The organism is Dankookia rubra, from assembly GCF_004355005.1.
GTDB classification, from domain to species: Bacteria; Pseudomonadota; Alphaproteobacteria; order Acetobacterales; family Acetobacteraceae; genus Paracraurococcus; species Paracraurococcus ruber_A.
This window is the reverse complement of record NZ_SMSJ01000006.1, coordinates 148958-174872: the sequence shown is the minus strand read 5'-3', so window position 1 is coordinate 174872 and position 25915 is coordinate 148958. Positions and strand designations below refer to the sequence as shown.

Sequence of the window (25915 nt, the reverse complement as noted above, 5' to 3'; positions counted from 1 at the left end):
CGCCGTCTGGTCGGGGCGCCGCCGCGCAGGATGAAGTCGAATTCATCCGGCCATGACGGTGCCGGCCTCAGACGAAGGCCGGCTTCTCCCCGCTGCCCAGCAGGAAGCGCCCTACCGTCTCCAGGTGCCAAGGAGTTGCCTGCAGGTGCTGGGACACGCTCATCGCATCACGGAAGCGGCGCTCGAACTCGTTCGCCTCAAGGATCGCAGTGGTGCCGCCGGCGCGGTAGCAGGCGACCGAAACGTCGGTCGCCTGGCGCATCACGGTGGTGGTGGCCAGACGCAGTGCGATGCGCGTCTCCATCGCCAGCGCGCCCTGCGCCACCGCCTCGGCCCAGGCCTCCCGCACCGTGCCGAGCAGGTACATCCGGCAGCTCCGCAGGGTCGCCTCGAGCTGGGCGATCTCCGACTGCACGCAATGGTTCTCCGCCATCGGCTGCGTCCCGGCGCGCGCGGTCTTGCCGCGGGCCAGCGCGACGTAGCGGTTCAGCAGGCCGCGGGCGACGCCGAGCGCGGTGGCCGAAAAGCCGGTGGCGTAGCAGAGATGCGAGGTAATGGCGGTGACCGGGCGGTGGTCCGTACGGCGCTCGAAGCGGTCGCGCACGCAGGCATGGCTGTCAGGGATGAAAAGGTCCTCCACCTCGTAGACATCGCTGCCGGTGCCCCGCAGGCCGAGCGAATTCCATTCCGGCGTGACCCGCGCCTGCTCGCGCGGGAAGAGCACCGTCACGTCCTCCGGCTTGCCTTCGGGCGACAGGCGCGGCGTGCCGTCCGGATGAACCGCCGGCATATGCGCGCCGAGCAGGGTGCAGTGCCGGTTGCCGCTGGCGAAGTCCCAGACGCCGGTGACGCGGTAGCCGCCGTCGACGATCACCGCCTTGGCGCGATTGTGCCGGGCGCCCCAGGCCAGCGCCGCGCAGCGGTCGCCGAAAAGGGAACGCACCACCTCCGGCGCCATGTAGGCCGAAGCGGTCATGGCCGATACATTGCCCTGGCAGACGCCCCAGGCGGTGCTTGCATCGCCGATGGCGATCGCCTCGCAGACCTCGGCGAAGTCGGGCAGGGAGATGTCGCCGCCATCGATCGAGCGCGGCAGCAGCAGCCGGAGGAAGCCGTTGTCGAGCAGCGCCGCGACCACCTCGGGCACCAGCTCCTTGCCCCGCTCGATCGCCGGGCCACAGGCCTCCAGCAGCGGGATCAGGGCGCGGGCGCGGGCGGCGGGGTCGGCGCCCGACATGGCCACCTGACGTTCCAGTTGCACGTTGCCGAGTTCGGCTGCGGCCATGGCGAGGACCTTCCCTGGATTTTGCCCGAGCCTAGGCCCGGCACCCGGCTGCGGTCAAGACAGTCGACCGACCAAGACCGCCCGGACAGCCGATTTGCCCTCCACCGGCATCCGGGCCGCGTACGGCGGCAGGCCCGTCGCCATGGCGAGGCGCCGTCGCATGCTCAGCGCCGCAACCGGGCGAGGGCATCGGCCTCGGCCGCCGTCGCCATCGCCGCAGCGTCCTCCGGCAGCAGCAGCCGCTCCGCTACCAGCCGCGCCGCCGCCGCGCGCACCGCCGCGACATAGGCCGCCGGGGTGGCGTAGCGCTCCTCAAGGGAGGGCCGCGGGTCATTGGCCGCCAGGCGCTCGGCCCGGGTCGCGGCGAAGGGCACCGCGGCGCCGGTATTGTAGCAGAGCGCACCCTGGGCGAAGCCGGCGGCACGCGGGTTCCAGCCGGTGTAGGTTGCCTTCGGCACCTCGATCACCGGGCCGCGGACGCCGCCGATCGCATTGCCGTCGGCATCGACCCGGGGCAGCAGCACCGTGTATTCGCCCTTCACCACGGGCGGGACGACCGTGTTGTCCACCAGCTGGGCCGGGCCGAAGGTGCCGCGATAGCCGAGCGCCGGGATCGCCGGGTAGAGGCCGGCGGCGGGCAGCAGCGTTCCCGCGCTGCGCATCGGGTAGCGGCTGGCGGGCGGCTCGACGCCCTCGCGCTGCCAGGCCTCCAGCGCCGCCAGCAGGGCCCGCATCGGCGCGCCGGCCTGCAGCGGGTTCACCGGCAGGGCGCAGCGGTCGATCCGCTCGGCCACCGCTTGCGCTGCGGCGTAATGCGGGTGGCCGGTCATCATGTAGGCGCGGACCTCGGGCGGCAGGTCGAGGTGGTTGCCTTGCGTATCTGTGACGAGCAGCGAGGCGCGGGCGCCCCAGAACTCGTATTCGCTGTCGGTCTGCATGATGCGCGGGCAGGTATTCGTGACGCGGCAGCGGGCCAGCAGGCCGTCCCGCTTGCCGGTCAGGTGGTCCTCGGTGGCCGCGTAGGTGAAGGGAAATTGGTCGGCCGGGTAGTGGCGGTCGCCATGCGGGGTCGGGTTGCGGCCGGGCTGGGCGAAGCGGGCATTGGTGAAGGTGCGCCGGCTGCCAGGGATATGCGCCAGTATCGCGCCATAGACCTGGCGGCCCCGCTCATCCTCGTTGAAGCCGAGATAAAGGTAGTCCCGCACGAAGCGGCCAGACTGCGAGACGCCGGTCAGCACCGCCTGGTCCACCGTGCCGCGCTGACCGGCGGCGAGCGGGTTGGCGGGCCCCTTCTCCCAGCGCAAGAAGCCGCCGATGTCGCGGAAGGCGGCGAAGGCCATGCCCTGCACCACCGGGTCCTTCGCGGTGTAGACCAGCTCGTATAGCGCCCCGGCATCGAAGCCGGCGGGGCGGGTGATCTCGACCTGCTGCGCATCGAGGAAGCGGAAGGAAAGGCCAGGCGGGGTCTGCCGCGGATCCCCGGCCTGGGCGCGGACGGTGAGCGTCGCGCCCTCGGTCGCCGCGGCCGGGTAGGTCAGCGGCACCGTGACCGGGCTGCGGGTGTGGTCGAACAGGAACTCCTCACGCGACGGGCCGGTCACGTTCGGCACCACCGGCGCCGCCAGCCGCATTCCCTGTCCCGCCGGGATATCCGCCTGCCAGCCAATCCAGGCGAGGGTATAGCCCTGCCGCATCAGGTAGCCATTACCCGGATCGGTCCCGCCCGAGAGCAGGTTGGCCGCCGGCGCGTCGTTCATCAGCTGGCCGATGATCTCCCGGCCGCGGTTCGGCACTTCCACCAAGAGCGTGCCGTTGCCGCGGGCGGCCTCGGCCGGGCGGAGGATGATGACCTCCGCGGTGGCCTCCACCTTCCCCGCCGCATCACGTGGGGCGAGCGCCAGGTCGGCGATGATCGCATTGCGCGCATCGGCGGGGTCGAGGGCGATGGTGGCCTTGGCCACGATCCGCTCGTAGCGCCCGGCCGGGCCGAATTCCTTGCCGCCGAAGGCCGGGGCGGCGGCGCCCTGCAATTCGAAGCGGGTCACCTCGGCCTGGGCCGGGGCGGCGGCAAGCAGCCCGGCGGCGAACAAGCCCGCGATCCTGAAACGCATGGATGATTTCTCCTGTTCGGGGCAGCCTAGCCCAGCCCTGCCGTTACGCCAGCCGGGCCAACGGGGCAGATTCGTGCCCGCGGGCGTTTCCCCCGGGGGGCCGCTGCTCTAGGGTGCGCGATCGGAGGAATGCCCATGACCACCCCGATCAGCCTGGAGGCAATGGCCGCGAGCGTGCCCGACGGCGCACTCATCGCCCTGCCGCCCGACAATTCCCTGCCCTCGGTCGCCCTGGCCAAGGCCCTGGTGCGCCGCGGCGCGCGCGGGTTGCGGCTGCTCGGCGTGCCGGTGGCCGGCTTCGCCGCCGACATGCTGATCGGCGCCGGCTGCGTGGCCGAGATCGAAACCAGCGCCGTCTCGCTCGGCGAGGCCGGCTTCGCGCCGCGCTTCTCGGCCGCGGTCCGGGCCGGGACGCTGGTGGTGCGCGACTGCACTTGCCCGGCGGTCCACACCATGCTGCAGGCGGCCGAGAAGGGCGTGCCCTTCATGCCGCTGCGCGGGCTGATCGGCAGCGACATCCTGGCGCACCGGCCGGACTGGACAGTGATCGCCAACCCCTATGCCGACCAGGGCGAGGATCCGATCGTCCTGCTGCCCGCCATCTCGCCCGACGTCGCCATCTTCCACGCCGCCATGGCAGATGCGGACGGCAATGTCTGGCTCGGCCGCCGGCGCGAATGCGCCACCATCGCGCATGCCTCGAAGCGGGCGCTGGTGACGGTGGAGCGCGTGGTCGAGGGCAACTTCCTCGAGGATGAGCGGCTCGCCGCCGGCACCATCAACGCGACCTACGTGACCGAGATCGCCATCGCCGAACGCGGCGCACATCCGGTGGCGCTGCTCGACGAATACGGCACCGATGCCGCCTATGTCGCGGACTATGCGCGGATGGCGAAGACCGAGGCGGGCTTCGCCGCTTGGCTGGAGCGCGAGGTCCTCGGGCCTCGGGCGGCGGCCGCCGAATGAGCGAGATCCGTCCCGAGGAACGCCTCGCCGCCGCGCTCGCCCGGCTAATCCTGGCGCCCGATGCGCCGCCGGCCCGGCATATCGCGGTCGGCGCCGCCTCTCCCCTGCCGGCTGCGGCCTGCTGGCTGGTGAAGAAGCAGGGGCATCCGGTCCGCCTGTCGCTGCTGCACAAGCGCAGCGGCAATCCCTTCACCGAAGGCACGCGCGAGCTCTTCGACCTGACGGGACAGGGGCGGATCGACCTGTTCTTCCTCGGCGGCGGGCAGATCGACGGCCAAGCCAACCTCAACCTGGTCGGCACCGGTGCCTGGCCGGGCAAGGACGTGCGGTTTCCCGGCTCTTTCGGCTCGGCCTTCATGTACATGATGTCGCATCGGACCATCCTGTTCCGCGAGGAGCATTCGCCGCGCGTCCTGGTCGAGCGAGTAGACAATATCTCCGCCAATGGCGTGAACGAACCGGGTGTATTCCGCCGCGGCCATGCCCAGGCACTGGTGACGGGGAAATGCGTCTTCGCCTTCCACCCGGCGCGCGCGCGGTTCTCGCTGCTCAGTCTGCATCCCGGCGAGACGGTCGAGAGCATTCGCGCCGCCACCGGCTTCGGTTTCGACGCTCCGGATCAGGTGCCGCAGACGCCGGACCCGACGCCAGCGGAACTCGAGCTGCTGCGCGGCCCGGTCTGCGACGAGATGCTGGAAACCTACCCGGAATTCTGTGCCCGGGTGTTCGACAGGAAGATTGCCGCATGAGCGACGTCTCCTCCACAATCGAAGGCAAGGGCTTGGCGCGTTCCGCCGGCGCTCTCGCGGGGCTGCGCGTGATCGATTTGACCCGCGTGCTCGGCGGCCCCTACTGCACCATGGTGCTGTCCGACCACGGCGCCGAGGTGGTGAAGCTCGAGCCGCCGCAGGGCGACGAGGTGCGCGACTGGGGCCCGCCCTTCGACGAGGCCGGCGATGCCAGCTACTTCGTCGGGGTCAACCGCAACAAGCGTTCGGTCGGCCTCGATCTCTCGAAGCCCGCGGGCAAGGACGTCCTGCTGCGCCTGCTCGAGGGCGCCGACGTGCTGGTCGAGAATTTCAAGCCCGGCTCGATGGAGAAATGGGGCTTGGGCTACGATTCGGTGCTGAAGGCGCGCTTCCCGCGCCTCGTGCATTGCCGCGTCTCCGGCTTCGGCGCAACCGGCCCGCTCGGCGGCTTCCCCGGCTACGACGCCGTGCTGCAGGCGATGGTCGGCCTCATGTCGATCAACGGCACCGAGACCTCCGGCCCGACCCGCCTCGGCAATCCGATCGTCGACATCGCGACCGGCCTCTTCAGCACCATCGCCATCCTGATGGCGCTGCAGGAGCGGGAACGCAGCGGCCTCGGCCAGTATTGCGACATGACGCTGCATGATTGCGGCATGGCGCTGCTGCACCCGCATGCCGCCAATTTCTTCCTGAACGGCAAGCGACCGAGGCCGACCGGCAACCCGCACCCGAACCTGGCGCCTTATTCCAAGTTCAGGACGAAGACCTGCGAGATCTTCGTCGCCGCCGGAAACGATCCGGCCTTCCGCAAATTCTGCGAGTTCCTCGGCTTCCCCGAGATGGCGAAGGACGAGCGCTTCGCCACCAACGGCGCCCGCGTCGTCAACCGCGACGCCTTGACCGAAGTCCTCGAGAAACGCTTCGCCGAGGAGGATGGCCACGACCTGACCCGGCGCATGCTGGCCGCAGGCCTGCCCGCCGGGCCGGTGCTGCATGTGGACGAAGCGATGGCGGCGGAGCATACCGCGCATCGCGCCATGGTCACGGAGCTCGGCAGCTATCGCGGCCTCGGCACCCCCATCAAGCTGTCCCGCACCCCAGGCGGCGCGCGGGCGGCGCCCCCCCGCTATGCCGAGCACACCGACGAGGTGCTGGCGGGGCGGGGATTCTCGGCGGAAGAACTGAAGGCGCTGCGCGCAAGTGGTGTCCTGGTGGAGCAACGACGCAAGTGAGTGACACCATGACCGAGCGGCCGCTGACCATCCCCTTGCTGCGGCTGATCCCCGTCGAATCCCGCGCCGCGGTGCGGACCCTGTTTCGTACCTGGCACGCCGCGCTGGCGACCGACCAGCGTTTCTCCTCGTTGCGAAAGGCCGCGGCGGAGGAGGTGGCGGAAGCGGCCGAGGCGGTGCGGGACGGGTTCGAATGGCGTGTGACGCTGCGCCCTGCCGGCCTGCCGGCCGGGCTCGACTTCAAGATCCGACTGCACGACAAATCGGCGTCCTATACCCCGCTGGACCGCAACAACCAGGCGGCCTTCGGGCGCGACCCCACCACGGGCGACACTTATGTGCTGCGTCAATGGTACGACACCAAGCGCATCGGCAGCCGGCCGCTGAATGCCGAGATCCTCGCCAGCTATGACGCGCCGCAGACCGCCGAGCTGGTGCATGCGCCGTCGCAGCCCAACGCCGGGCGCGGCCGGCTCTATCTGGTCGTTGCGAAGCTCACCGACGATCCCGCGGCGATCGCTCAGCAGACCTTCGATGCGCTGGCCGGCTTCCACCGGGTGGCCGCCATCGCCCGCGAGAACTTCATCTGACACCACCGCCTCCGGGCAGGTGGGGACGGGCGACCCGGCAAGGCTGACCCGCCGCCCGCCTTACCCTCCCCCTCCGCCGTTTCACAGCCTGCGCCGGTAGCCCGTATCGCTTGGGTTTGGTGACTTGCGCCGGGCGCGGCGGCCCGGTCTAATGCCTCCCAGTCCAGGAACGAAAGCCGCCGGAGACCCACAAAGGGCTCATGACGCGGCTGAGGGAGGTTGCATGCTTCGCCCCAGCGGGCCGCTCGCGCGGTCGCCATCCGCAATCGTCCCCGCGCCCTGGCGCGGCCTGCCGCGCTGAGCGGGCACCGCATGGCGCTGCTTGAAGTCCAAGACATCGTCATCCGCTTCGGCGGCGTGACGGCGGTTGCCGGCGTTTCCTTCGAGGTGGAGGAGCGGCAGATCTGTGGCTTGATCGGCCCGAACGGCGCCGGCAAGACCACCACCTTCAATTGCATCAGCGGCATCTACCGGCCGAATTCCGGCGCCGTCCGCTTCGCCGGCCGAGACATCACCGGCGAGCCGAAGCACCGAATGACCGGCTTCGGCATCGGCCGCACCTTCCAGAACCTGGCACTGTTCCGCAGCATGACGGTGCGGGAGAATGTCCTCGCCGGGGCACATTCCTCCGGGCATACCGGCTTCGTCGCCAGCGCCTTCGGCCTGCCACAGGTGCGGCGCGAGGCCGCCGATGCCGCGGCGCATGCACGCGAGCTGCTGGCGCTGCTGAATCTCGAGCGCGTCGCCGACGCGCCGGTCGCCGCCCTGCCCTTCGGCTGGCAAAAGCGCGTCGAGATGGCGCGTGCGCTGATCAGCCGGCCGAAGCTGCTGCTGCTGGACGAACCGGCCGGCGGACTCAACCACGGCGAGGTCGACGAGCTTGCAGTGCTGCTGGGCGAGATCCGGCGGAATTTCGAACTCTCGATCCTGCTGGTCGAGCATCACATGAGCCTGGTCATGCGCGTCTCCGACAAGGTCGTCGCGCTCGACTTCGGCAAGAAGATCGCCGACGGCACGCCGCACGAGGTGCGCAGCGACCCAGAGGTGATCCGGGCCTACCTTGGTGGCGGGGACGAGCATGCCGACGCTGCTTGAGGTCAAGGGTCTGAAGGCCGGCTACGGCCATGCGCATGTGCTGCATGGGCTCGACTTCCGGGTCGACGAGGGCGGCGTGACCGCGCTGCTCGGTGCCAATGGCGCGGGCAAGACCACCACGCTGCGCGCCATCTGCGGCATGGTCCGCACCGAGGGCGAGCTTCGCTTCCAGGGCGATTCGATCTCCGGCCGCGCGACCGAGGACATCGTCCGCCGCGGCATCGCGCATGTGCCGGATGGCCGTGGCACCTTCATGGAGTTGACCGTCGAGGAGAATTTCCGCCTCGGCGCCTATATCCGCAACGACGACAAGGTGCAGGCGGATTTCGACCGGCTCTGCGAGTGGTTCCCCCGCCTGCAGCAGCGCTGGAAGCAGCAGGCCGGTACGCTCTCGGGTGGCGAGCAGCAGATGTTGGCGATCGCCCGCGCGCTGCTGCTGCGCCCCAAGCTGCTCCTGCTGGACGAGCCGAGCTTCGGCCTCGCGCCGCTGATCGTGCAGGAAATCTTCGGCATCATGCGGCGGATTCGCGCCGAGAGCGGCGTCGGCATCCTGCTCGTGGAGCAGAACGCCAACTTGGCGTTGGAGCTCGCCGACCTCGCCTACCTGCTCGAAACCGGCAACATCGTCATGTCCGGCATCGCCTCCGAGATCCGGCAGGACGAGGCCATCCGCCGCTCCTATCTGGGGTACTGAGACCATGGACGGCCTTGCACACCAGATCGTCGCCGGCATCGCGACTGGCGGCATATATGCCTCCGTCGCGCTGGCGATCGTCATGATCTACCAAGCGACGCATCACGTGAACTTCGCTCAGGGCGAGATGGCGACACTGTCGACTTTCATCGCCTGGTCCATGGTGCAGGCGGGCATGCCCTATTGGGTCGCCTTCTTCGCCACCGTGGTGGTGTCCTTCGGCATCGGCGTGGTGGTGGAACGCATCCTGATCCGACCGGTCTCCAACGCACCCGTGCTAACCCTGGTCGGCGTCTTCATCGGCCTGCTGCTGATCGTCGGCAACGCGACCGGCTGGATTTTCGGCTATACGACCAAGGTCTTCCCCACCCCCTTTACCAGCGACAGGCCGCTTTTCGGCGGGCTGGTCTCGGCGCATGAGCTCGGCAGCACGGTGGTGACGCTGACCGTGCTGACCCTGGTCTGGGCCTTCTTCCGCTTCACCAAGCTCGGCCTCGGCATGCGCGCCGCGGCCTACAATCCGCGCTCGGCGCGCCTGGTCGGCATCCATGTCGGTTGGATGCTGGCGCTGGGCTGGGGCATGGCGGCGGCGATCGGCGCGGTGGCGGGGATGATGGTGGCGCCGGTCGTCTTCCTCGACCCCACCATGATGCTAGGCATCCTGCTCTATGCCTTCGCCGGCGCGCTGATGGGCGGCATCGACAATCCGGCCGGCGCGGTGCTCGGGGGCTTCTCCGTCGGCGTGCTCGAAAATCTTGCCGGTGCCTATGTGGTCGGCACCGAGCTCAAGCTGACGGTGGCGCTCGCCATTATCATCGGCGTGCTGGTCGTGCGTCCCTCCGGCCTGTTCGGCCGCGTCGTCTTCAGCCGGGTGTGAAACCATCATGAGCGCGAGCAAGGGACTGGAGTCCGAGGTCGAACTCGGGGCGATCGCCGCCCCGGCCGCCACCCCCGCCTGGCAGCGGGCGCTGCTGGTCCTGCTGGGCCTGATCGTCGCCATCGCGCCGATCTTCGTGCTGGAGAGCTTTCATCTCTTTCAGCTGACCATGGCGGTGATCATGGCGTTGGCCGTGCTCGGCCTGAACATCGTCTCCGGCTACAACGGCCAGATCAGCCTCGGCCACGGCGCCTTCTTCGCCGTCGGCGCCTACATCACCGCGATCCTGATGTCGCATTGGGACTGGTCCTTCTGGGCGACGCTGCCCTTCTCCGCGGCAGTCTGCGCCGCGGTCGGATTCGCCATCGGCTTTCCGGCGTTGCGGCTGGCCGGCCACTACCTTGCGCTGACCACCTTCTCCCTTGCTGTCGCCGTGCCGCAGATCCTCAAGCACAAGTCGATCGAAGACTGGACTGGCGGCGTGCAAGGATTGTTCCTGGTGAAGCCGGATGCGCCAGCGGGCATCGCGCTCTCGCCGGACCAGTGGATGTACGTCGTCACCGTCATCGTCGCCGGCGCCTGCTTCCTGCTCGTGTCGAATCTCATCCGCAGCCGCATCGGCCGCGCGCTGATGGCGACACGCGACCATCCGACCGCCGCCGAGGCGATGGGCATGGACATCGCCTCCCTCAAAACCAAGGCCTTCGCCGTGAGCGCGATGATCACCGGCATCGCCGGTTCGCTCTCGGCGGTGGCGATCGAGTTCGTGGCGCCCGACAGCTTCGGCTTTGGCGTCTCGATCACGCTCTTCGTCGGCATGGTGGTGGGCGGCGTCGCCTCCATCCTCGGCTCGCTCTTCGGCGGGCTCTTCGTGCTCTTCGTGCCGAATATTGCCGAAGCTATCAGCAAGGCGGCACCGGGCGTGATCTACGGCGTCATCCTCATTGCTTTCCTCTTTCTGTTGCCGGACGGCTTCGCCGGCCTGTTGCGGCGCGTCGCCGGTCGGCTGCGCGGCCGCGGCTGAACGCTAACGAGACCTTGGAGTGACTGCATGACCACCACACGTCGCACTTTCCTTGGCGGGGCAGCCGGTGTGCTGGCCCTGCCCGGCATCGTGCGCGCCCAGGAAAGCCCCGGCGTCACCGCGACCGAGTTGCGCATCGGCACGACCTACGCGCTCTCCGGCCCCGCCTCGGCCTACTCGCTGATCCCGAAATGTCTAACCGCGATGTTCAAGCGGCTCAACGAGCAGGGCGGCATCGCCGGCCGCCAAGTGAACTTCATCGTCCTCGACGACGCGTATAGCCCGCCGAAGACGCTTGAACAGGCGCGCCGGCTGGTGGAACAGGACAAGGTCGCCTTCCTGTTCAACAATCTTGGGACGCCGACCAACAGCGCCATCCACCGTTACATGAATGCCCGCAAGGTCCCGCACCTGTTCCTGGCGACCGGCGCCGACAAATGGGCCAATCCGAAGGACTACCCCTGGACCATCGGCTGGCAGCCCAGCTACCGGACCGAGGCGCAGATCTACGCCAAATCCATTCTGGAGCAGAAGCCGAACGCCAGGATCGGCCTGATCCATCAGAACGACGATTTCGGCAAGGACTATGTCAACGGCGTGAAGGACGTGCTGGGCGCGCGCTTCGACGCCATGGTCAAGCTGGTCTCGCACGAAGCCACCGACGCGACCATCGACAGCCAGATCGTCTCGCTGCAGGCGGCTGGCTGCGACGCGCTGGTCTGCGGTATCATCCCGCGCTTCGCCTCCCAGGCCATCCGCCGGGTCTTCGACTCCGGCTGGAAGCCGCTGATGTTCATGAGCAACGTCTCGGTCTCCGGCTCCGTCGTCCTAGAGCCGGCGGGTAAGGAGAAGGCGGTCGGCCTGATCACCTCCGACTACCGCAAGGACCAGTCGGACCCGTCCTGGGCCGGTGATCCCGGTATGAAGGAATGGCGCGACTTCATGGCGCACTACATCCCGGACGGCGACATGGGCGACAACAACTACACCTATGCCTATGGCGTCGGCCTGACGCTGCTGCAGGCGCTGAAGCAATGCGGCAACGACTTCTCGCGCGAGAATGTCCTGAAGCAGGCGACCAACATAGCGTCGCTCGAGCTGCCGACGCTGCTGCCCGGCGTCAAGGTCAGCACCAGCCCCGACAATTACCACCCGATCCGCCACATGCAGCTGCAGCGCTGGGATGGCAGGGGCTGGGTCCGGTTCGGCAACGTGATCGAGGGCGCCAACGTATAGCGACGCGCGCGCCCCCAAAAGGAGTGGGGGAAAACAAGATGCTCGGTAGAAGGCATGTAATGTTGGCGGCGGGCGGCCTGGCGGCGCCCGCATTGGCGCGGGCGCAGGAGACGCCGGGCGTCACGGCGACCGAAATCCGCATCGGCAGCACCAATTCTCTGTCCGGTCCGGCGTCGGCCTACAGCGTCATCTCCCGCCTCCTGAGCGGGATGTTCAGGCGGCTTAACGATCAGGGCGGCGTTGCCGGACGGCAGGTGAACTTCATCGTCTATGACGATGCCTACAGCCCGCCGAAGACGCTGGAGCAGACCCGCCGGTTGATCGAGCAGGACAAGGTCGCCTTCCTGTTCAACAGCCTCGGCACACCGACCAACAGCGCAATCCACCGCTACGTCAACCAGCGCAAGGTCCCGCACCTGTTCCTGGCGACCGGCGGCGACAAATGGGCCAATCCGAAGGACTATCCCTGGACCATCGGTTGGCAGCCCAGCTACCGGATCGAGGCGCAGATCTACGCCAAGTACTTCTCCGAGCAGAAGCCGGGCGGCAAGGTCGCGCTGCTCCACCAGAACGACGATTTTGGCAAGGACTACCTGAACGGCCTGAAAGACGTGCTGGGGCCGCGCTTCGACCAGCTGGTCCGGGTCGCGACCTATGAGGCGACGGACCCGACCGTCGACAGCCAGGTCGTGCAGCTGCAGGGCGCCGACATCCTGGTGATCGCCGCGGCGCCGCGCTTCGCCGCGCAGGCGCTCCGGCGGGTCTACGAGATCGGCTGGAAGCCGCTGACCTTCGTCACCAACGTCTCGGTCTCCGCCGCCGCCGTCATGGTGCCGGCGGGGGCCGATCGCACGATCGGCGCCATCACCTCGGACTTCCGCAAGGACCAGATGGACCCCGCCTGGGCCGACGACCCCGGGATGAACGAATGGCGCGGCTTCATGCGGCAGTACCTGCCGGATGCCGACCTGACCGACAACAACTACACCCTGGCCTATGGCTTCGGCGAAACCATGATCCGCACGCTGCGGCAATGCGGCAACGACTTCAGCCGGGACAACGTGATGCGGCAGGCGACCAACCTGGCGCCCTTCGAGGTCGGCACGCTGCTCCCGGGCATCACCGTCTCCACCGCGCCGGACAACTACCACCCCGTCCGGCAGATGCAGCTCACCCGCTGGGATGGCAAGGGCTGGGTCCGCTTCGGGAGCATCATCGAAGGCGCGAATGTCTGAACCAGGAAGGCTCACCGCAATGCTGACCAGACGCCATCTGTTGGGCACGGCGGGCGCCGCGCTTGCCGCCCCCGCGATCGCCCGGGCGGAGGAAGCGCCCGGCGTCACCGCCACCGAGATCCGCATCGGCAACACCATGCCCTATAGCGGCCCGAACAGCGCCTACGGCGTCATCGGCCGCACCGAGCAGGCCTTCATCCGCATGCTGAACGAGCAGGGCGGCTTCAAGGGCAGGAAGATCAATTTCGTCACCTATGACGACGCCTTCAGCCCGCCGAAGACGGTGGAGCAGATCCGCCGGCTGGTCGAGCAGGACAAGGTCGCCTTCCTGTTCAACACGCTCGGCACGCCGACCAACAGTGCGGTGCTGCGCTACGTCAACCAGCGCAAGGTGCCGCACCTGTTCCTGGCCACCGGCGCCGACAAATGGGGCAACTGGCAGGAGACGCCCTGGACCATGGGCTGGCAGCCCAGCTACCGGACCGAGGCGCAGATCTACGCCAAGCACCTGCTGGCCGAGCGCCGCGACTTCAAGCTGGCGATCGTCTACCAGAACGACGATTTCGGGAAGGACTACATCGCCGGCATGCGCGACGTGCTCGGCGCCGAGCGCTTCGACAGAACGGTCAAGGCGGTCTCCTTCGAGATCACCGATCCGACGCCGGACAGCCAGATCCTGTCGCTGCAGGCGACCGGCGCCGATGTGCTGATGATCGCGCTGGGCCCCAAGGCCGCGGCGCAGGCGATCCGCAAGGTGCATGACATCGGCTGGCAGGCGCAGCGCTACCTGACCAACGTCTCGCTCTCGGTCGCGGCGGTGATGCAGCCCGCGGGCGCGGAGAAGGGCATCGGCATCGTCACCTCTGGCTACCTGAAGGACCAGGCCGACGCCGCCTGGCGCGACGACCCGGGCATGAACGAGTTGCGCGCCTTCACGAAGCAGTGGATGCCCGATGCCGACCTGAACGATGCCAATGTCGTCTATGGCTTCGCGCTGGGCCGCACCCTGCAGCAGCTGCTGACGCAGTGCGACGGCGATTTCTCACGTGAGAACGTGATGAAGCAGGCCGCCAATCTCAAGGATGTGGCGATCCCAGTCCTGCTGCCCGGCATCACATTGAATACCGGCCCGCAGGACTACCGGCCGATCCAGAAGATGCAGCTCCAGCGTTGGGACGGCGCATCCTGGGTCCGGTTCGGTGGCCTGATCGAAGGGGCGGATGTCTGAACCGAAGGGAGAAACAACGATGCCGCTGTCCCGCCGCCATCTGCTTGCCGCCGGCACCGTCGCACTTGCCGCACCGGCCATCGCCCGTGCCCAGGACCTGCCCGGCGTCACCGCGACCGAGATCCGCATCGGCAACACCATGCCCTATAGCGGCCCAGCCAGCGCCTATGGCAGCATCGGCCGCTCGCACCAGCATTTCTTCAGGATGATCAACGACCAGGGCGGCATTGCCGGGCGCAAGATCAACTTCATTACCTACGATGACAATTATAGCCCGCCGAAGACGGTTGAACAGGTGCGCCGGCTGGTCGAGCAGGACAAGGTCGCCTTCTTGTTCAACACGCTCGGCACCGCCACCAACAGCGCCATCGTGCGCTACGTGAACCAGCGCAAGGTACCGCACCTGTTCCTTTCCACCGGCGCGGACAAGTGGGGCAACTACCAGGAGACCCCCTGGACCATGGGCTGGCAGCCCAGCTACCGGACGGAAGCGCAGATCTACACCAAGCACATGCTGGAGCAGAAGCCGGGAGCCAAGCTGGCGCTGCTCTACCAGAACGACGATTTCGGCAAGGACTATGTCGCTGGCGTGAAGGACGTGTTGGGCGCCAAGTTCGACAGCATCGTCCGCGCTGTCAGCCACGAGGCGACCGACCCCACCATCGACAGCCAAGTTGTCACCCTGCAGGGCAGCGGCGCCGATGTGCTGCTGACCGCGACTACGCCGAAATTCGCGGCACAGACCATCAAGAAGGTTTTCGATGTCGGCTGGCGGCCGGTGCATTTCCTGACCAATGTCTCGATCTCGGTCGGCACGGTGATGGAGCCGGCGGGGCCGGAGAAGGGCATCGGCATCATCACTTCCGCCTATCTCAAGGACCCGACCGATCCGGGCTGGGCCAACGACGCCGGCATGAACGAATGGCGTGCCTTCATGGCCAAGTACATCCCGGACGGCGACGTGAAGGACGGCAGCTTCCCCTTCGCCTACGGCATCGCCCAGACCATGGTGAAGGTGCTGCAGCAATGCAACGGCAACTTCTCGCGGGAGAGCATCATGAAGCAGGCGGCCAGCCTGAACGACTTCATCCCGGCCACCACCCTGCCGGGCATCAAGGTGAGCACCTCCGCCACCAACTTCCACCCGATCAAGCAGATGCAGTTGCAGCGCTGGACCGGCAGCACCTGGGAGCGCTTCGGCGGGGTGATCGAGGGCGCCAACGTCTGACGTCCTGCGGCGGCGGGGCTTGCGCCCCGCCCCGCCCTAGCGAGCGGTATAGCCGCCGTCGACCTGCCAGCAGGACCCGGTGACGAAGCCGGCGCGGTCGGAGCACATCCAGACCACCGCCTCGGCGATCTCCTCCGGCCTGCCCATCCGCGCCATCGGCACTCGCGCCATCAAAGCCTCGCCGCGGCGGCGTACCGTTTCCTCGGTCATCGGCGTCTCGATATAGCCGGGGCAGACCGCGTTGACCCGGATGTTCTCCGGCGCGTGATCGATCGCCGCCGCCTTGGTCAGCCCGACCACGGCATGCTTGCTGGCGACATAGGCCGCGGCCCCACCGCTGCCGATCAGCCCGAGGATGGAAGCGGTGTTGACGACAGCGCCGCCGCCCTGCTTCCGCATCTGCACCACCTCGTGCCGCAGGCAACGCCAGACGCCGTGAAGGTTGATGTCGATCAAGCCGAGCCAGGAGGCTTCCTCCAGGTCTGCGGTCAGCACTCCGGCCGAATTCAACTGGTAGGGCGCGACCCCAGCATTGTTGAAGGCGCAGTCGAGCCCGCCGAAGGCGTTCACCGCCGCCGCCACCATCGCCGCCACCTGCGCGTCATCGGTAACGTCGCAGGCGATCGCCACCGCCTCGCCGCCCATCGCCTCGATCGCGGCAACGGTAGCCTTTGCGGCGTCGAGGTTGCGGTCGGCGGCGGCGACCCAGGCGCCTTCGCGCACGAAAGCCAGCGCGGCGGCACGGCCGATGCCGGAGCCCGCGCCGGTGATCAGCGCCGACTTGCCGTCGAGCATCCCCGTCACGCGCTCAGCCCCCCGCCCAGTGATGCGCCAGCGACAGCGCGGCTTGGCGCAGCGCCAGGTCGGCAGCCGGGATGAACTTCCCCATGCCGAGGAAGGCGTGCATCTGGTCCGCCATGTAGACCGAGGTCACCCGCACGCCGTCCGCCTCCAGCCGCTTCGCATACTCAATTCCCTCGTCGACCAGCGGGTCGTAGCCGGCGGTCATGACGAAGGCGCTCGCCACGCCCTTCAGGCTTGGCACGCGCAGCGGGCTGGCCTGCCATTCCAGGCGCCGAGCCGGGTCCGGCGTGTAGTGGTCGATGAACCAGCGCATGGTCTTGTCGGTCAGGACCAGATTCTCGGTGAAGCGCTGATAGGCCGGGCGCTCCCCCGCCATGTCGGTTGCCGGATACAGCAGCAATTGAAAGTCGATTTTCGGCGCCGTCCCGTCGCGCGCCATGATCGCCAGCACCGCGGCGAGGTTGCCGCCGGCGCTGTCGCCGCCCACCGCGATGCGGTCGGCATCGATCCGCAGCGTCGCGGCATTCCCAGCGACGAAGCGCAGCGCCGCGGCGCAATCGTCGACCGCCGCGGGATAGACGTGTTCCGGCGCCATCCGGTAGTCGACCGCAACCACGCAGCAACGCGCTGCATTGGCCAGCACGCGGCACATCTGGTCATGGCTGTCGAGGTCGCCGATCACCCAGCCGCCGCCATGCAGGTACAGCAGGCAGGGCAGCACGTCGCTCGCCTGCGTCCCGGCCGCGCGGTAGCGCCGCAGGCTGACCGGGCCGAGCGGGCCGGGGCAGGTCAGGTCCTCGACTTCCGCCACCGGCTCCGGCTCGGGCTGCATGACGGCGCGCGATTTCGCCGTCGCCTCCCGCGCCTCCGCCGGCGTCAGCATGTGCAGCGGTGGCCGGCCGAGTTCCTTGATGAGGTTGAGGACGGTGACGGCACCGGGATCAAGCGGCATTGGATCATCCCACCCAGGACAGTATTGCGTCCGCCACCATATCCGGCCGGTCGAGTTCGGCCAGGTGGCCGGCGCCGGGGATGGTGCGAATCTCGTTGGGGCCACCGAGCGCCGCGGCAATGCGCGCGGCATAGCTGCGCGGCATGACGCGGTCCTGCTCGCCCCAGAGCAGCAGGGTCGGCGCCTTGACCAGCGGCAGCCGCCGCTCCAGCCGCGAATTGCCCAGCGGCCAGAAGATACGCGCCGAGGCCTCGACCGCGCGGGTCTGTTCGATCGGCCATTCGACGCTGTTGGCGCCCTCCGGCACCGCTTTCAGCGCGCGCCAAATCTCCGGGTCGGCGCAGATCAGCCCGGCCACTTGGTCGGCCCGCTGCGCCCAGAGGTCGAGCGGCGGGTCGGTCTCGTCATAGAGGCCGAAGGGCGCGATCAGCACCAGGCGCCGCACGCTGTCGGGCCAGAGCGCCGCCATCTCGGCCGCCATCGAGGCACCGACCGAACTGCCTGCGAGGTCGGCGCCCTGCAGCCCGGCGGCCTGGATGATCTGCCGCACCGCCAGCAGCCAATCAAGATGCGTGTCTAGCACGCTGTGGCCGCGGTCGCCGCCGGGGAAGCCGGGCAGCGAGGGCACGATCACCGTCCGCCGCTCCGCCAGCCGATCGAGGAACGGCACCCAGCGCGGCAGCCCGCCGAAGCCGGCGAGGAAGCCGAGCGGCGCGCCGCTCCCCTTACGCCAGATGCGCGTTGCGAAGCCGTTGACATCAACGGTGGAGACCTCGGGCTCGCTCACCGCGGCGCTCCTACTCGGCCGCCAGCTTCGGCGCGAAGCCGGGCAGCGCGGCGCGCTCGGCCGGCTGCATCGGCTTCGGCCACCAGCGATCCTCCCATTCGGAGAAGCGCGTCTTGAGGCGCGGCATCACCTTCTCGGCGAAGATGCGGGTGTTGTACTGGGTCAGCTCCTTGCCCATGTTGCCGAACTGCATCAGCAGCATGAGGTGGCCGACATTCAGGTCGTCGGCCAGCGCGTTGAGTTGCTCCACCACCTCGTCGGGCGAGCCGATGACGACATAGCCGCGGTCGACGAAGTCGGCCATGGTCATGCCGCGGTTGGTCTTGTCGCCCATGATGAGCGACTGCGCGTTTGCCGCCTTCTTCACCATGGATTCCAGCCCGGCGCGCTGCGTCGCCTCCGTGCTGTAGCCGGCGGGCGCGGCGAAGCGCGGGTCGACATGCAGGCAGCGGTTGAAGAAATATTCGGCCGGTTCGGTATAGAGCTCGATCGCCTGCTCGCGGCTCTCGGCGACCGCGACCACCTGGGCGAAGCCGGCGCGGTAGGGGTTCCGGTCCTTGCCGAGGCGGTCCATCTCCGCCCAGAACCCGTCCATCGTCGCCTTGCCGGCCTTGTAGCCGTAATAGGACAGGTAGCAGTAGACGTAGTCCATCTCGGCGCACCACTGCCAGGTCTCGACCGACCCGCCGCCGGGGATCCAGATCGGCGGATGCGGCTGCTGCACCGGGCGCGGCCAGATGTTGACGTAGCGCTGCTGGTTGAAGCGGCCGTTGAAGGCGAAGGTATCCTTCTCCGTCCAGGCCTTGATTACCAGGTCATGCGCCTCGAGGTAGCGCTCGCGCAGCTGGCTCGGGTTCTGGCCATAGGCGAAGCAGGTGTCCATCGGCGTGCCGACCGGGAAGCCGGCGATCAGCCTTCCGCCGCTAATGACGTCCAGCATGGCGAATTCCTCGGCCACGCGGGTCGGGGGGTTATAGAGGGCGAGCGAATTGCCCATGACGCAGATCGGCACCTGCGTCGTCCGCCGCGACAGCGCCGAGGCGATGAGGTTCGGGCTCGGCATCAGCCCGTAGCCGTTCGAGTGGTGCTCGTTGACGCAGATGGCGTCGTAGCCGCAGTCGGCGGCGTATTCCAGCTCGTCCATGAAGTCGTTGTACATCAGGTGCGCGCGCTTCGGATCGAAGAGCGAGCTGTGGATGTCCACCCAGACCGAGGGATGCTTCTCCCGGAAGTCGTCCGGGAGCTCGGTGTAGGGCATCAGGTGGAACCACATCATCTTCATGACCGACCCTCCGGGATCATGGGCATTGCTCGCCCCGGAGGGCGGCCGCCTTCTGCCGGAAAGCCTAGCCTGCTATGGGTTCCGCGGGGAAGGCCGCCACAGGCCCGGTGCGCTCACCCGTTCGCGCGGTCGTCCTGCGATGCGATCACGACCGGTTCCAGCATCGCCTCGGCCTCCCGCTTCAGCCGGCCATAGCTGCGGACCGAGAAGAACAGCATCCCGGCATAGAGCAGGCTGGCCACTGCCAGCGCCGCCCAGGGCTCGGTCAGCAGCACCGCGACATAGGCGCCGACGCCGAGCAGCAGGGGCAGCACGTATTCCGCCGGCACCTTGAAGTTCTTGAAGCTCCAGGCCGGCAGGGTCGAGACCATCAGCCCGCCGACAACCACCAGCAGCACGCCGGAGAGGGCCGGATGACGCGCCGCCGCGGCCAGTCCCGGGAGGTTCCATTCGGTAAAAGTCAACGCGGCGAAAAGCGGGAAAAGCGCCAGCCCCGCCCCGGCCGGAGCCGGGACGCCGGTGAAGAAGTTCTGCGCATAGGCAGGCTTCGGCGGCGGGCCGGTCAGCGCCAGGGCCGGCGCTTCCTCGAGCGAGGCATTGAACCGCGCCAGCCGCAGCGCGGAGCAGACGGCGAAGAGTAGGCAGGGCGCGAAGCCGATGCCGCGCGCGTCATGCAGCGTCCACATGTAGAGCACCAGCCCCGGCGCCACGCCGAAGCAGAGGAAGTCCGACAGGCTGTCGAATTCCGCGCCGAAGCGGCTGGTCGCCTTCAGCAGCCGGGCAATGCGGCCATCCAGCCCGTCGATCGCCGCGGCGACGACGATCAGCACCGCCGCCTTCTCCCATTCCGCGTCGAGCGCCACGCGGATCGCGGTCAGCCCGGCGCAGAGGCCAAGCATGGTCAGGATGTTCGGCACCAGCCGGTTGAAGGACGGGCCCTGGTAGCGGGGCCGCGTGCGCGGCCGGAAGCGGCGCAACCGCCCGCGCAACCCGGCGCCCCGCGGTCCCGCGCCGCTCACGGCAGCACCCGCAGCGGCGTCAGGTCGGCGATCACCGTCTCGCCGCCGATCATGGTCTGGCCTTCGACCACCACCGGCCGGATGCCTGCCGGCAGGTAAACATCGGTGCGGCTGCCGAAGCGGATGATGCCGAACCGCTCGCCGGCGATGACCGTATCGCCTTCCTTGATGTCGCAGAGGATGCGCCGGGCGATCAGCCCGGCAATCTGCACCACCGCCATGTCGCGGCCGTCCGGCAGCCGCAGCGCGATCGCATTGCGCTCGTTGTCGACGCTCGCCTTGTCGAGCGAGGCATTGAGGTACTTGCCGTGCCGGTAGGCGATGCGCGTCACCGTGCCGTCGGCCGGCACCCGGTTCACGTGCACGTCGAGTACGCTGAGGAAGATCGCAACCCGCCAACGCGGTGCGGGCCCAAGGCCGAGCTCCTCCGGCGGAACCGCCGACATGACGCTGACGATATGGCCGTCCGCCGGGGCCAGCACGAGCTGCTCCCGCTCCGGCCGGATCCGCTTCGGGTCCCGGAAGAAGTACAGACAGAACAGGGTGAAGATCGTGCCGAGCCAGAAGAGCCAGGCGCCGAGGAAACCCCCGCCGACCAGCGCCACCGCGACGCCACCGATGATGAAGGGCCGGCCCGCCGGATGGGGCGGGGACAGCACGAGCCGCAGGCTGCGTCCGAGAGACATGGGCGCGGTTTATGGTGTGTTCACTCCTATCGGGCAAGCTGCCGGGGTGATGCAGCCCCTGATCCTCGGTCCCTTCGTTGTCACCAGGGACGGCGCCCTGCAGCCCAGGGAAGCCTCGGCCCGCCCTGCGCTGCGCTTTTCCTGGCGTGGCCGGCGTTGCGAAGCCGCCCTGGGGATGGATGGCGTGCACCTCGCGGCCATCGCTGGCCGTATCCCCTCGACCGCCGAGCCGGGAGCCGATCGCGCCACGGCCCTGGCGACGGTGGCGACCCTGCCGCGCTCCCTGCCGCCGGGCTGGCGGGTACAGCTGCTCCCGGACCATCGCATCCGCCTCGAAGCGGCGGCCGACACGGCGGCGGCGCCGACCGCAACCGGCGTGATCGCCGCCATGGTCCGCTTCGCCCTGGCGCTCGACCCCTATCTGGACCGGCTGGAATCCGCCTCGGCCGGACCTTCGGGCAGGCTGAACAGCTGACCGGGATAGATCCGGTTGGGGTCGAGGATCTGCTCCCGGTTCGCCTGGTAGATCACCGTGTAGCGGGTGCCGCGGCCATAGACCCGGCGGGCGATCCGCCAAAGGTTGGTGCCGGGCTGCACCACCAACCGGCCATCGGGCAGCGTCTCTTCCTGCACCCGGTCACGCTGGAAGGGCATTTCGATCCGCGCCGCGACGCTGCCTGCCGCGGCCAGCTGATCGACCCGGAGGGTATGCCGGCCGAAACTCGGCTGGCTGGCGGGGCTCAGCGCCCAGCGGCCAGCGGGGTCTGCCACCGCGTCTCCGGCATGGTCCCGCCCGACATAGACCCGCACGATCGACCCCGGCGGGGCGCTGCCGGCGAAGCGCATGCCGCCGGCCTCGTCGTAATCCACGACGTCGAGAGCGAGGCGCTGGCGGCCCGGCGCGGCCTCCGCCGGCACCTGCAGCGGCCGCGGAGCGGCGCCAGCGGCAGTGGTCGCGGGCAGCAGCATGGCCATGGCGCCGGCAGCATCCGGTCGCGCGGCAGGTGCACCCTGCGGCACCGCCATCTGCGTCGCTGGCGGGCTGCCCTGGGCCACCTGCGCCTCCGGCACCACCAGCAGCAGCGTTTCGCGGGAGCGGACCGGGTCGCCGCCGGGACTGCGGGCGAGGAGCGCCAATTCCTTCGGCCCGGGCGGCAGCGCGTCGCCAGGCAGGATCACCCACTCGCCGCGGGTATCGGCCCGGGCTCGGCCGAGTTCCCGCCCGTCGTCCAGCAAGTGCACCTCGGCACCCGGCGCCGCGCGGCCAGCGGTGACCAGCATGCCGCGGGCGCTGACCCGTGCCACGTGGAAGCGAGGCGCCTCCGTGCGGGGATCGGGCAGGCCCGGATCGACGATCGGCGCCGGGGCGGGTTGCGGGAGCCCGGACAGGCCTGCGGCCAGGGGAAACGGTTCCGCGCCGGGCCGGGGCCCGAAGCGCGGAAAGGCGTCCGGCATCATCAGCCAGGCTGCCCCGATCGCCGCGACCACGATCAGTCCAGCAAGACCGATTCGCCCAAGCTTGGTCGCTTCCGTCATGATTCGTTAACTATGCGCGAGTCCGGTCCGGCGACAAGCGCATGATACCGCGACCGGTCCCGGCGGCAATCGAACAGGCGCGGTGGCATCGACCCGCCGGCGGATCGTCCCCCTGCATCCCGGCGTCGGCAGCGGCTATTCTGCAAGCGGCATCGGCGGGGTATCGAGACCATGGACGACCAGACGCTGGTCAGGGTGCAGGTGTGGGATGGCTGGGTGCGCCTGGTCCATTGGTCCGTCGTGCTGCTGATCGGCCTGTCCTGGTGGAGCATCGAGACCGGGCGCATGCGGGTCCACTACCTCTCGGGCTATGCGGTGCTGACCCTGGTGCTGTTCCGCATCGGCTGGGGCTTCGTTGGATCCGACACCGCCCGGTTCGGCCGCTTCCTGCGGTCGCCGGTCGGCGCGCTGCGCCACTTGGCCCATTTTCGCCGGCCGGAGCCGGACCGGGAGATCGGCCACAATGCCGCCGGCGGCTGGATGGTGCTGGTGCTGCTGGCCCTGCTGCTGGCACAGCCGTTGACCGGGCTCTTCGCCGATAGCGGCTACGGCGATTACGGACCCTTGGCCAAGTCCGTGGCCGCCGAGACCAGCGACCGGCTGACCGGCCTGCACCACCGCGTCTTCAACCTGATCTTGCTGGCCGCAGGGCTGCATGTCCTGGCGGTGCTGGCCTATTGGCTGGTCAAGCGACACGACCTGGTGCGGCCCATGGTGACGGGCTGGAAGTCCCTGCCCGTGGGGGCGGCGCCGCCGCGCCTCGGCTCGCCAGTCCTGGCCGCGGCGCTGCTCGCGGTGGCGGCGCTGGCGATCTATGGCGTCTCGCGGCTGGGCTGAAGGCCCAGCCGCGGCGGTTGGTCAGCGCGCCCGGAAGGGCCGGTGGCAGCTGCCGCAGAATTTAGGCCCTGTTTCGGCATAGGCGGCGGCAAAGGCCGCCGTATCGCCGGCGCCGGCCGCTGCCTTCAGCGTGGCGAGTTGGCCGAGCAGGGCGGTGTTGGCTTCCTGGAACCTGCCGAAATCCGTCCAGATCGCCGGCAGCGCCTTGGTATCGCCGGTGCCGGAGCCGGGCGGGAACAGCGCCGGCATGCCGCGGTACCAGACGATCATGTCGTCGATCCGCGGCTCCAGCGCCTTCACGTCGCCCTTGGCATCGACCACCGGCTTCATGGCCTCCATATGGCCACCCATCCGCTTCAGCCCAGCACGCCGTTCGGCGATCACATCGGTCTGGGCCAGGGCAGTCCCTGCCAGCACCATAAGCCCAAGCGCCGCCAATACGGTCTTCATGCGCATCATTCAGGCCCCCCCCGATCCGCATTGCCTGCAATGGAGGGATGTTCCGGGGGATTTAGCGGACTGACAAGGGAGGCACACCCAGTGCGCTCGTTCCGCGCCGCGATAATCGCGCCTCTCCGTCTCCGGCTCACGGCCGATCCGTGCCAGGATGCGGCATCCATCGGAGAGACCAATGCCCCAGCATATCCGTTCCGTTGCCGTCTTCTGCGGCACCCGTGCCGGTACCGATCCCGCGCATCTCGCCGCCGCCCGGGCGCTCGGCGCCGGCTTGGCCGGGGCGAGGATGACTCTGATCTACGGTGGCGGCGGAGTCGGGCTGATGGGGGCGGTGGCGGCGGGGACGATCGGCGGCGGCGGTCGGGTGCACGGGGTGATCCCGGAATTCCTGACCCGGGTCGAACGCCCGCATCCGGACCTCGCGGAGCTCGAGGTGACCACCAGCATGCATACCCGCAAGACCCGGATGTTCGAGTTGGCGGACGCCTTCGTCACCCTGTCGGGCGGGCTCGGGACGCTGGACGAGACGGTGGAGATCATCACTTGGCGGCAGCTCGGCCTGCACGACAAGCCGGTCATCATCCTCGACATCAATGGCTGGGCGCAGCCCTTCCTGGCGGTGGTCGAGGACATGATCGCGCAGGGCTTCGTCGATCCCAGCAACCGCCGGCTCTATGCGGTGGCGGCGGATGTGCCGGCCGCACTTGGCATGCTGCAGGCCGCGCCGCCGCCGGATACCGCGGCGCCGCCGGAACGTCTCTAACCCCGCTTGCCCTGCCGCACGGCGGGGGTTATATGCGCGCTCCCGCAGGGCACCCGCCGCTGCGGGACGGCAGCCCGACCGACGGAGCGTAGCTCAGCCTGGTAGAGCACTGTGTTCGGGACGCAGGGGCCGGAGGTTCGAATCCTCTCGCTCCGACCACGTCGGGCAAGGCCGGAAAGCCCCGTCAGCATCCGCTGGCGGGGCTTTTTCTATGGTACTGCATGTCGGGTCAGCCGAGGCAGTCTTCCGGCGCGGCGGCGATCGGCGCTGCATTCAGGGCGAGCCGATTCAATCCTCCGCGCCCTGCGGCGCGGCGGACATCGGCGCGCCTCAGCGCTGGCCAGCGGCCCAGACCATCAGCCACTTCGCCGGGAAGGCCCAGGCGATGCCGGCGATGACGAAGAAGGGCACCTGCGCCAGCCAGTGCCATTGCAACACGTGGTCCGCCGCCATCAGCACCAGGCCGACATAAACGAAGAAGGCGATGAGCCCGGCGGGAACGGCGATGGCGATGCGCGACATGCACGCCAGATGCACCCGCGATGCCGCCCCGCCAAGCCCTTGCTGCTGCCACACGGTTGCCGCCGCCGGCCGCGGATGCTTTTAGTATCCGCCGCCCGTCGTGCCGCAGGCCGGTCCGGGCGCCCGAACGCCCCAGCAGGACCGGCCATGACCGACAGCACGCTCGACCTCCGCGACCATATCCGCGGCATCCCAAATTTCCCGAAGCCGGGCATCCTGTTCTACGACATCTCGACGCTGCTGCGGCACGGCCCGGCTTGGCGCGCGGCGATGGAGCGCCTCGCCGCCATCATCCGCCCCTACAAGCCGGACATGCTGGCCGGGATCGAGAGCCGCGGCTTCCTGGTCGCCGCCCCGCTGGCGCTGGAACTCGGCCTCGGCTTCGTCATGCTGCGCAAGCCGCGCAAGCTGCCCGGCGCGACCGTCGGCCTCGACTATGCGCTGGAATACGGCACCGACCGAATCGAAATGCAGGCCGATGCCGTGTCGCCCGGCCAGCGCGTGGTGCTGCTCGACGACCTGCTGGCCACCGGCGGCACCATGGCGGCCGGCATCGGCCTGCTCCGCCAGGCCGGGGCCGAGGTGCCGCTGGTCGCGGCGCTGATCGAACTGACCTTCCTTGGCGGCCGGCAGAAGCTGGACGTACCCTTCGAGGCGCTGCTGCAGTACGAGGACTAGCCAGCGGCCGCCGGGCATGGCGACACGCCCGGCGGCCCTT

At 69.0% G+C, this 25915-nt stretch carries 27 protein-coding genes and 1 tRNA gene; 17 read left to right on the top strand and 11 right to left on the bottom strand.

Translation table 11 applies throughout. The features are described from left to right. Positions 1–67: 67 nt before the first annotated feature. Positions 68–1285, bottom strand: coding sequence for an acyl-CoA dehydrogenase family protein (locus E2C06_RS07835; protein WP_133288033.1), 1218 nt, complete (start codon positions 1283–1285; stop codon positions 68–70). A gap of 164 nt (positions 1286–1449) precedes the next feature. Next, positions 1450–3396 carry an alpha/beta hydrolase domain-containing protein gene (locus E2C06_RS07830; RefSeq protein ID WP_133288032.1) on the bottom strand — a complete coding sequence of 649 codons (1947 nt, stop codon included), beginning with the start codon at positions 3394–3396 and terminating at the stop codon, positions 1450–1452. 135 nt (positions 3397–3531) lie between these two features. On the opposite strand from E2C06_RS07830, the gene E2C06_RS07825 reads away from it, so the two are divergent. From E2C06_RS07825 to E2C06_RS07770, 12 genes are all read left to right on the top strand, one after another. Further along, entirely contained in the window at positions 3532–4362 is an 831-nt protein-coding gene (locus tag E2C06_RS07825) for a CoA transferase subunit A (protein ID WP_133288031.1), read from the top strand. Further along, on the top strand, positions 4359–5111 hold the full coding sequence (locus E2C06_RS07820) for a CoA-transferase (RefSeq protein WP_133288030.1): 753 nt from the start codon (positions 4359–4361) through the stop codon (positions 5109–5111). The genes E2C06_RS07825 and E2C06_RS07820 overlap by 4 nt, the downstream gene beginning before the upstream one ends. Beyond that, complete coding sequence (locus E2C06_RS07815; RefSeq protein WP_133288029.1) at positions 5108–6346, top strand: CaiB/BaiF CoA transferase family protein; 1239 nt, start codon at positions 5108–5110, stop codon at positions 6344–6346. The genes E2C06_RS07820 and E2C06_RS07815 overlap by 4 nt, the downstream gene beginning before the upstream one ends. Continuing rightward, entirely contained in the window at positions 6343–6936 is a 594-nt protein-coding gene (locus E2C06_RS07810) for a hypothetical protein (protein ID WP_133288028.1), read from the top strand. The genes E2C06_RS07815 and E2C06_RS07810 overlap by 4 nt, the downstream gene beginning before the upstream one ends. A 312-nt stretch (positions 6937–7248) precedes the next feature. After that, entirely contained in the window at positions 7249–8031 is a 783-nt protein-coding gene (locus tag E2C06_RS07805) for an ABC transporter ATP-binding protein (RefSeq protein WP_133288027.1), read from the top strand. Then, complete coding sequence (locus E2C06_RS07800) at positions 8015–8725, top strand: ABC transporter ATP-binding protein (RefSeq protein ID WP_133288026.1); 711 nt, start codon at positions 8015–8017, stop codon at positions 8723–8725. The genes E2C06_RS07805 and E2C06_RS07800 overlap by 17 nt, the downstream gene beginning before the upstream one ends. A 4-nt stretch (positions 8726–8729) precedes the next feature. Next, on the top strand, positions 8730–9602 hold the full coding sequence (locus E2C06_RS07795) for a branched-chain amino acid ABC transporter permease (RefSeq protein ID WP_133288025.1): 873 nt from the start codon (positions 8730–8732) through the stop codon (positions 9600–9602). 7 nt (positions 9603–9609) lie between these two features. Next, on the top strand, positions 9610–10626 hold the full coding sequence (locus E2C06_RS07790; protein WP_133288024.1) for a branched-chain amino acid ABC transporter permease: 1017 nt from the start codon (positions 9610–9612) through the stop codon (positions 10624–10626). Between the two features lie 27 nt (positions 10627–10653). Next, positions 10654–11862, top strand: coding sequence for an ABC transporter substrate-binding protein (locus E2C06_RS07785; protein ID WP_133288023.1), 1209 nt, complete (start codon positions 10654–10656; stop codon positions 11860–11862). A 38-nt stretch (positions 11863–11900) separates the two neighbouring features. Further along, the gene (locus tag E2C06_RS07780; protein WP_133288022.1) at positions 11901–13097 is read left to right on the top strand and encodes an ABC transporter substrate-binding protein; all 1197 of its coding nucleotides are present in this window, start codon (positions 11901–11903) and stop codon (positions 13095–13097) included. Positions 13098–13116: 19 nt separating this feature from the next. Continuing rightward, positions 13117–14325, top strand: coding sequence for an ABC transporter substrate-binding protein (locus E2C06_RS07775; RefSeq protein ID WP_133288021.1), 1209 nt, complete (start codon positions 13117–13119; stop codon positions 14323–14325). Between the two features lie 19 nt (positions 14326–14344). After that, positions 14345–15553, top strand: coding sequence for an ABC transporter substrate-binding protein (locus tag E2C06_RS07770; RefSeq protein ID WP_133288020.1), 1209 nt, complete (start codon positions 14345–14347; stop codon positions 15551–15553). 36 nt (positions 15554–15589) lie between these two features. Here E2C06_RS07770 and E2C06_RS07765 read toward each other — a convergent pair whose 3' ends face one another. From E2C06_RS07765 to E2C06_RS07740, 6 genes are all read right to left on the bottom strand, one after another. Then, complete coding sequence (locus E2C06_RS07765) at positions 15590–16348, bottom strand: SDR family NAD(P)-dependent oxidoreductase (RefSeq protein ID WP_165982273.1); 759 nt, start codon at positions 16346–16348, stop codon at positions 15590–15592. Between the two features lie 13 nt (positions 16349–16361). Beyond that, a complete protein-coding gene (locus E2C06_RS07760) occupies positions 16362–17309 on the bottom strand; it encodes an alpha/beta hydrolase (RefSeq protein ID WP_133288018.1) in 948 nt (315 codons plus the stop codon). 4 nt (positions 17310–17313) lie between these two features. Further along, entirely contained in the window at positions 17314–18096 is a 783-nt protein-coding gene (locus E2C06_RS07755) for an alpha/beta fold hydrolase (RefSeq protein WP_165982265.1), read from the bottom strand. Between the two features lie 10 nt (positions 18097–18106). Next, entirely contained in the window at positions 18107–19378 is a 1272-nt protein-coding gene (locus E2C06_RS07750) for an LLM class flavin-dependent oxidoreductase (RefSeq protein ID WP_133288016.1), read from the bottom strand. Positions 19379–19491: 113 nt separating this feature from the next. Next, positions 19492–20397 (bottom strand): CDP-alcohol phosphatidyltransferase family protein, encoded by a 906-nt coding sequence (locus tag E2C06_RS07745; protein WP_241671165.1) that lies wholly within the window; start codon positions 20395–20397, stop codon positions 19492–19494. After that, positions 20394–21083 carry a phosphatidylserine decarboxylase gene (locus E2C06_RS07740; RefSeq protein ID WP_133288015.1) on the bottom strand — a complete coding sequence of 230 codons (690 nt, stop codon included), beginning with the start codon at positions 21081–21083 and terminating at the stop codon, positions 20394–20396. Before E2C06_RS07740 ends, E2C06_RS07745 begins: the two co-directional genes overlap by 4 nt. Positions 21084–21132: 49 nt before the next feature. Here E2C06_RS07740 and E2C06_RS07735 point away from each other — a divergent pair, with 49 nt between their 5' ends. Beyond that, complete coding sequence (locus E2C06_RS07735) at positions 21133–21558, top strand: hypothetical protein (protein ID WP_133288014.1); 426 nt, start codon at positions 21133–21135, stop codon at positions 21556–21558. On the opposite strand, the gene E2C06_RS07730 is transcribed toward E2C06_RS07735, so the two are convergent. Further along, entirely contained in the window at positions 21501–22619 is a 1119-nt protein-coding gene (locus E2C06_RS07730; protein ID WP_133288013.1) for a LysM peptidoglycan-binding domain-containing protein, read from the bottom strand. The two genes, E2C06_RS07735 and E2C06_RS07730, sit on opposite strands and share 58 nt — an antisense overlap. 171 nt (positions 22620–22790) lie before the next feature. Between E2C06_RS07730 and E2C06_RS07725 the strand changes: the two genes are divergently transcribed. Then, positions 22791–23456 carry a cytochrome b/b6 domain-containing protein gene (locus E2C06_RS07725; protein ID WP_133288012.1) on the top strand — a complete coding sequence of 222 codons (666 nt, stop codon included), beginning with the start codon at positions 22791–22793 and terminating at the stop codon, positions 23454–23456. A 21-nt stretch (positions 23457–23477) separates the two neighbouring features. Here the strand turns inward: E2C06_RS07725 and E2C06_RS07720 are convergent, their stop codons facing one another. Further along, positions 23478–23906 carry a c-type cytochrome gene (locus tag E2C06_RS07720; protein WP_165982264.1) on the bottom strand — a complete coding sequence of 143 codons (429 nt, stop codon included), beginning with the start codon at positions 23904–23906 and terminating at the stop codon, positions 23478–23480. 181 nt (positions 23907–24087) lie between these two features. On the opposite strand from E2C06_RS07720, the gene E2C06_RS07715 reads away from it, so the two are divergent. Together E2C06_RS07715 and E2C06_RS07710 are read left to right on the top strand one after the other, a co-directional pair. Beyond that, positions 24088–24675 (top strand): LOG family protein, encoded by a 588-nt coding sequence (locus tag E2C06_RS07715; RefSeq protein ID WP_133288010.1) that lies wholly within the window; start codon positions 24088–24090, stop codon positions 24673–24675. Positions 24676–24757: 82 nt separating this feature from the next. Then, positions 24758–24834: transfer RNA gene (locus tag E2C06_RS07710), tRNA-Pro, on the top strand. Between the two features lie 171 nt (positions 24835–25005). Here E2C06_RS07710 and E2C06_RS07705 read toward each other — a convergent pair. After that, on the bottom strand, positions 25006–25197 hold the full coding sequence (locus E2C06_RS07705) for a DUF2842 domain-containing protein (protein ID WP_133288009.1): 192 nt from the start codon (positions 25195–25197) through the stop codon (positions 25006–25008). Between the two features lie 147 nt (positions 25198–25344). Here E2C06_RS07705 and E2C06_RS07700 point away from each other — a divergent pair, with 147 nt between their 5' ends. Next, a complete protein-coding gene (locus tag E2C06_RS07700) occupies positions 25345–25875 on the top strand; it encodes an adenine phosphoribosyltransferase (RefSeq protein WP_133288008.1) in 531 nt (176 codons plus the stop codon). Positions 25876–25915 lie beyond the last annotated feature (40 nt).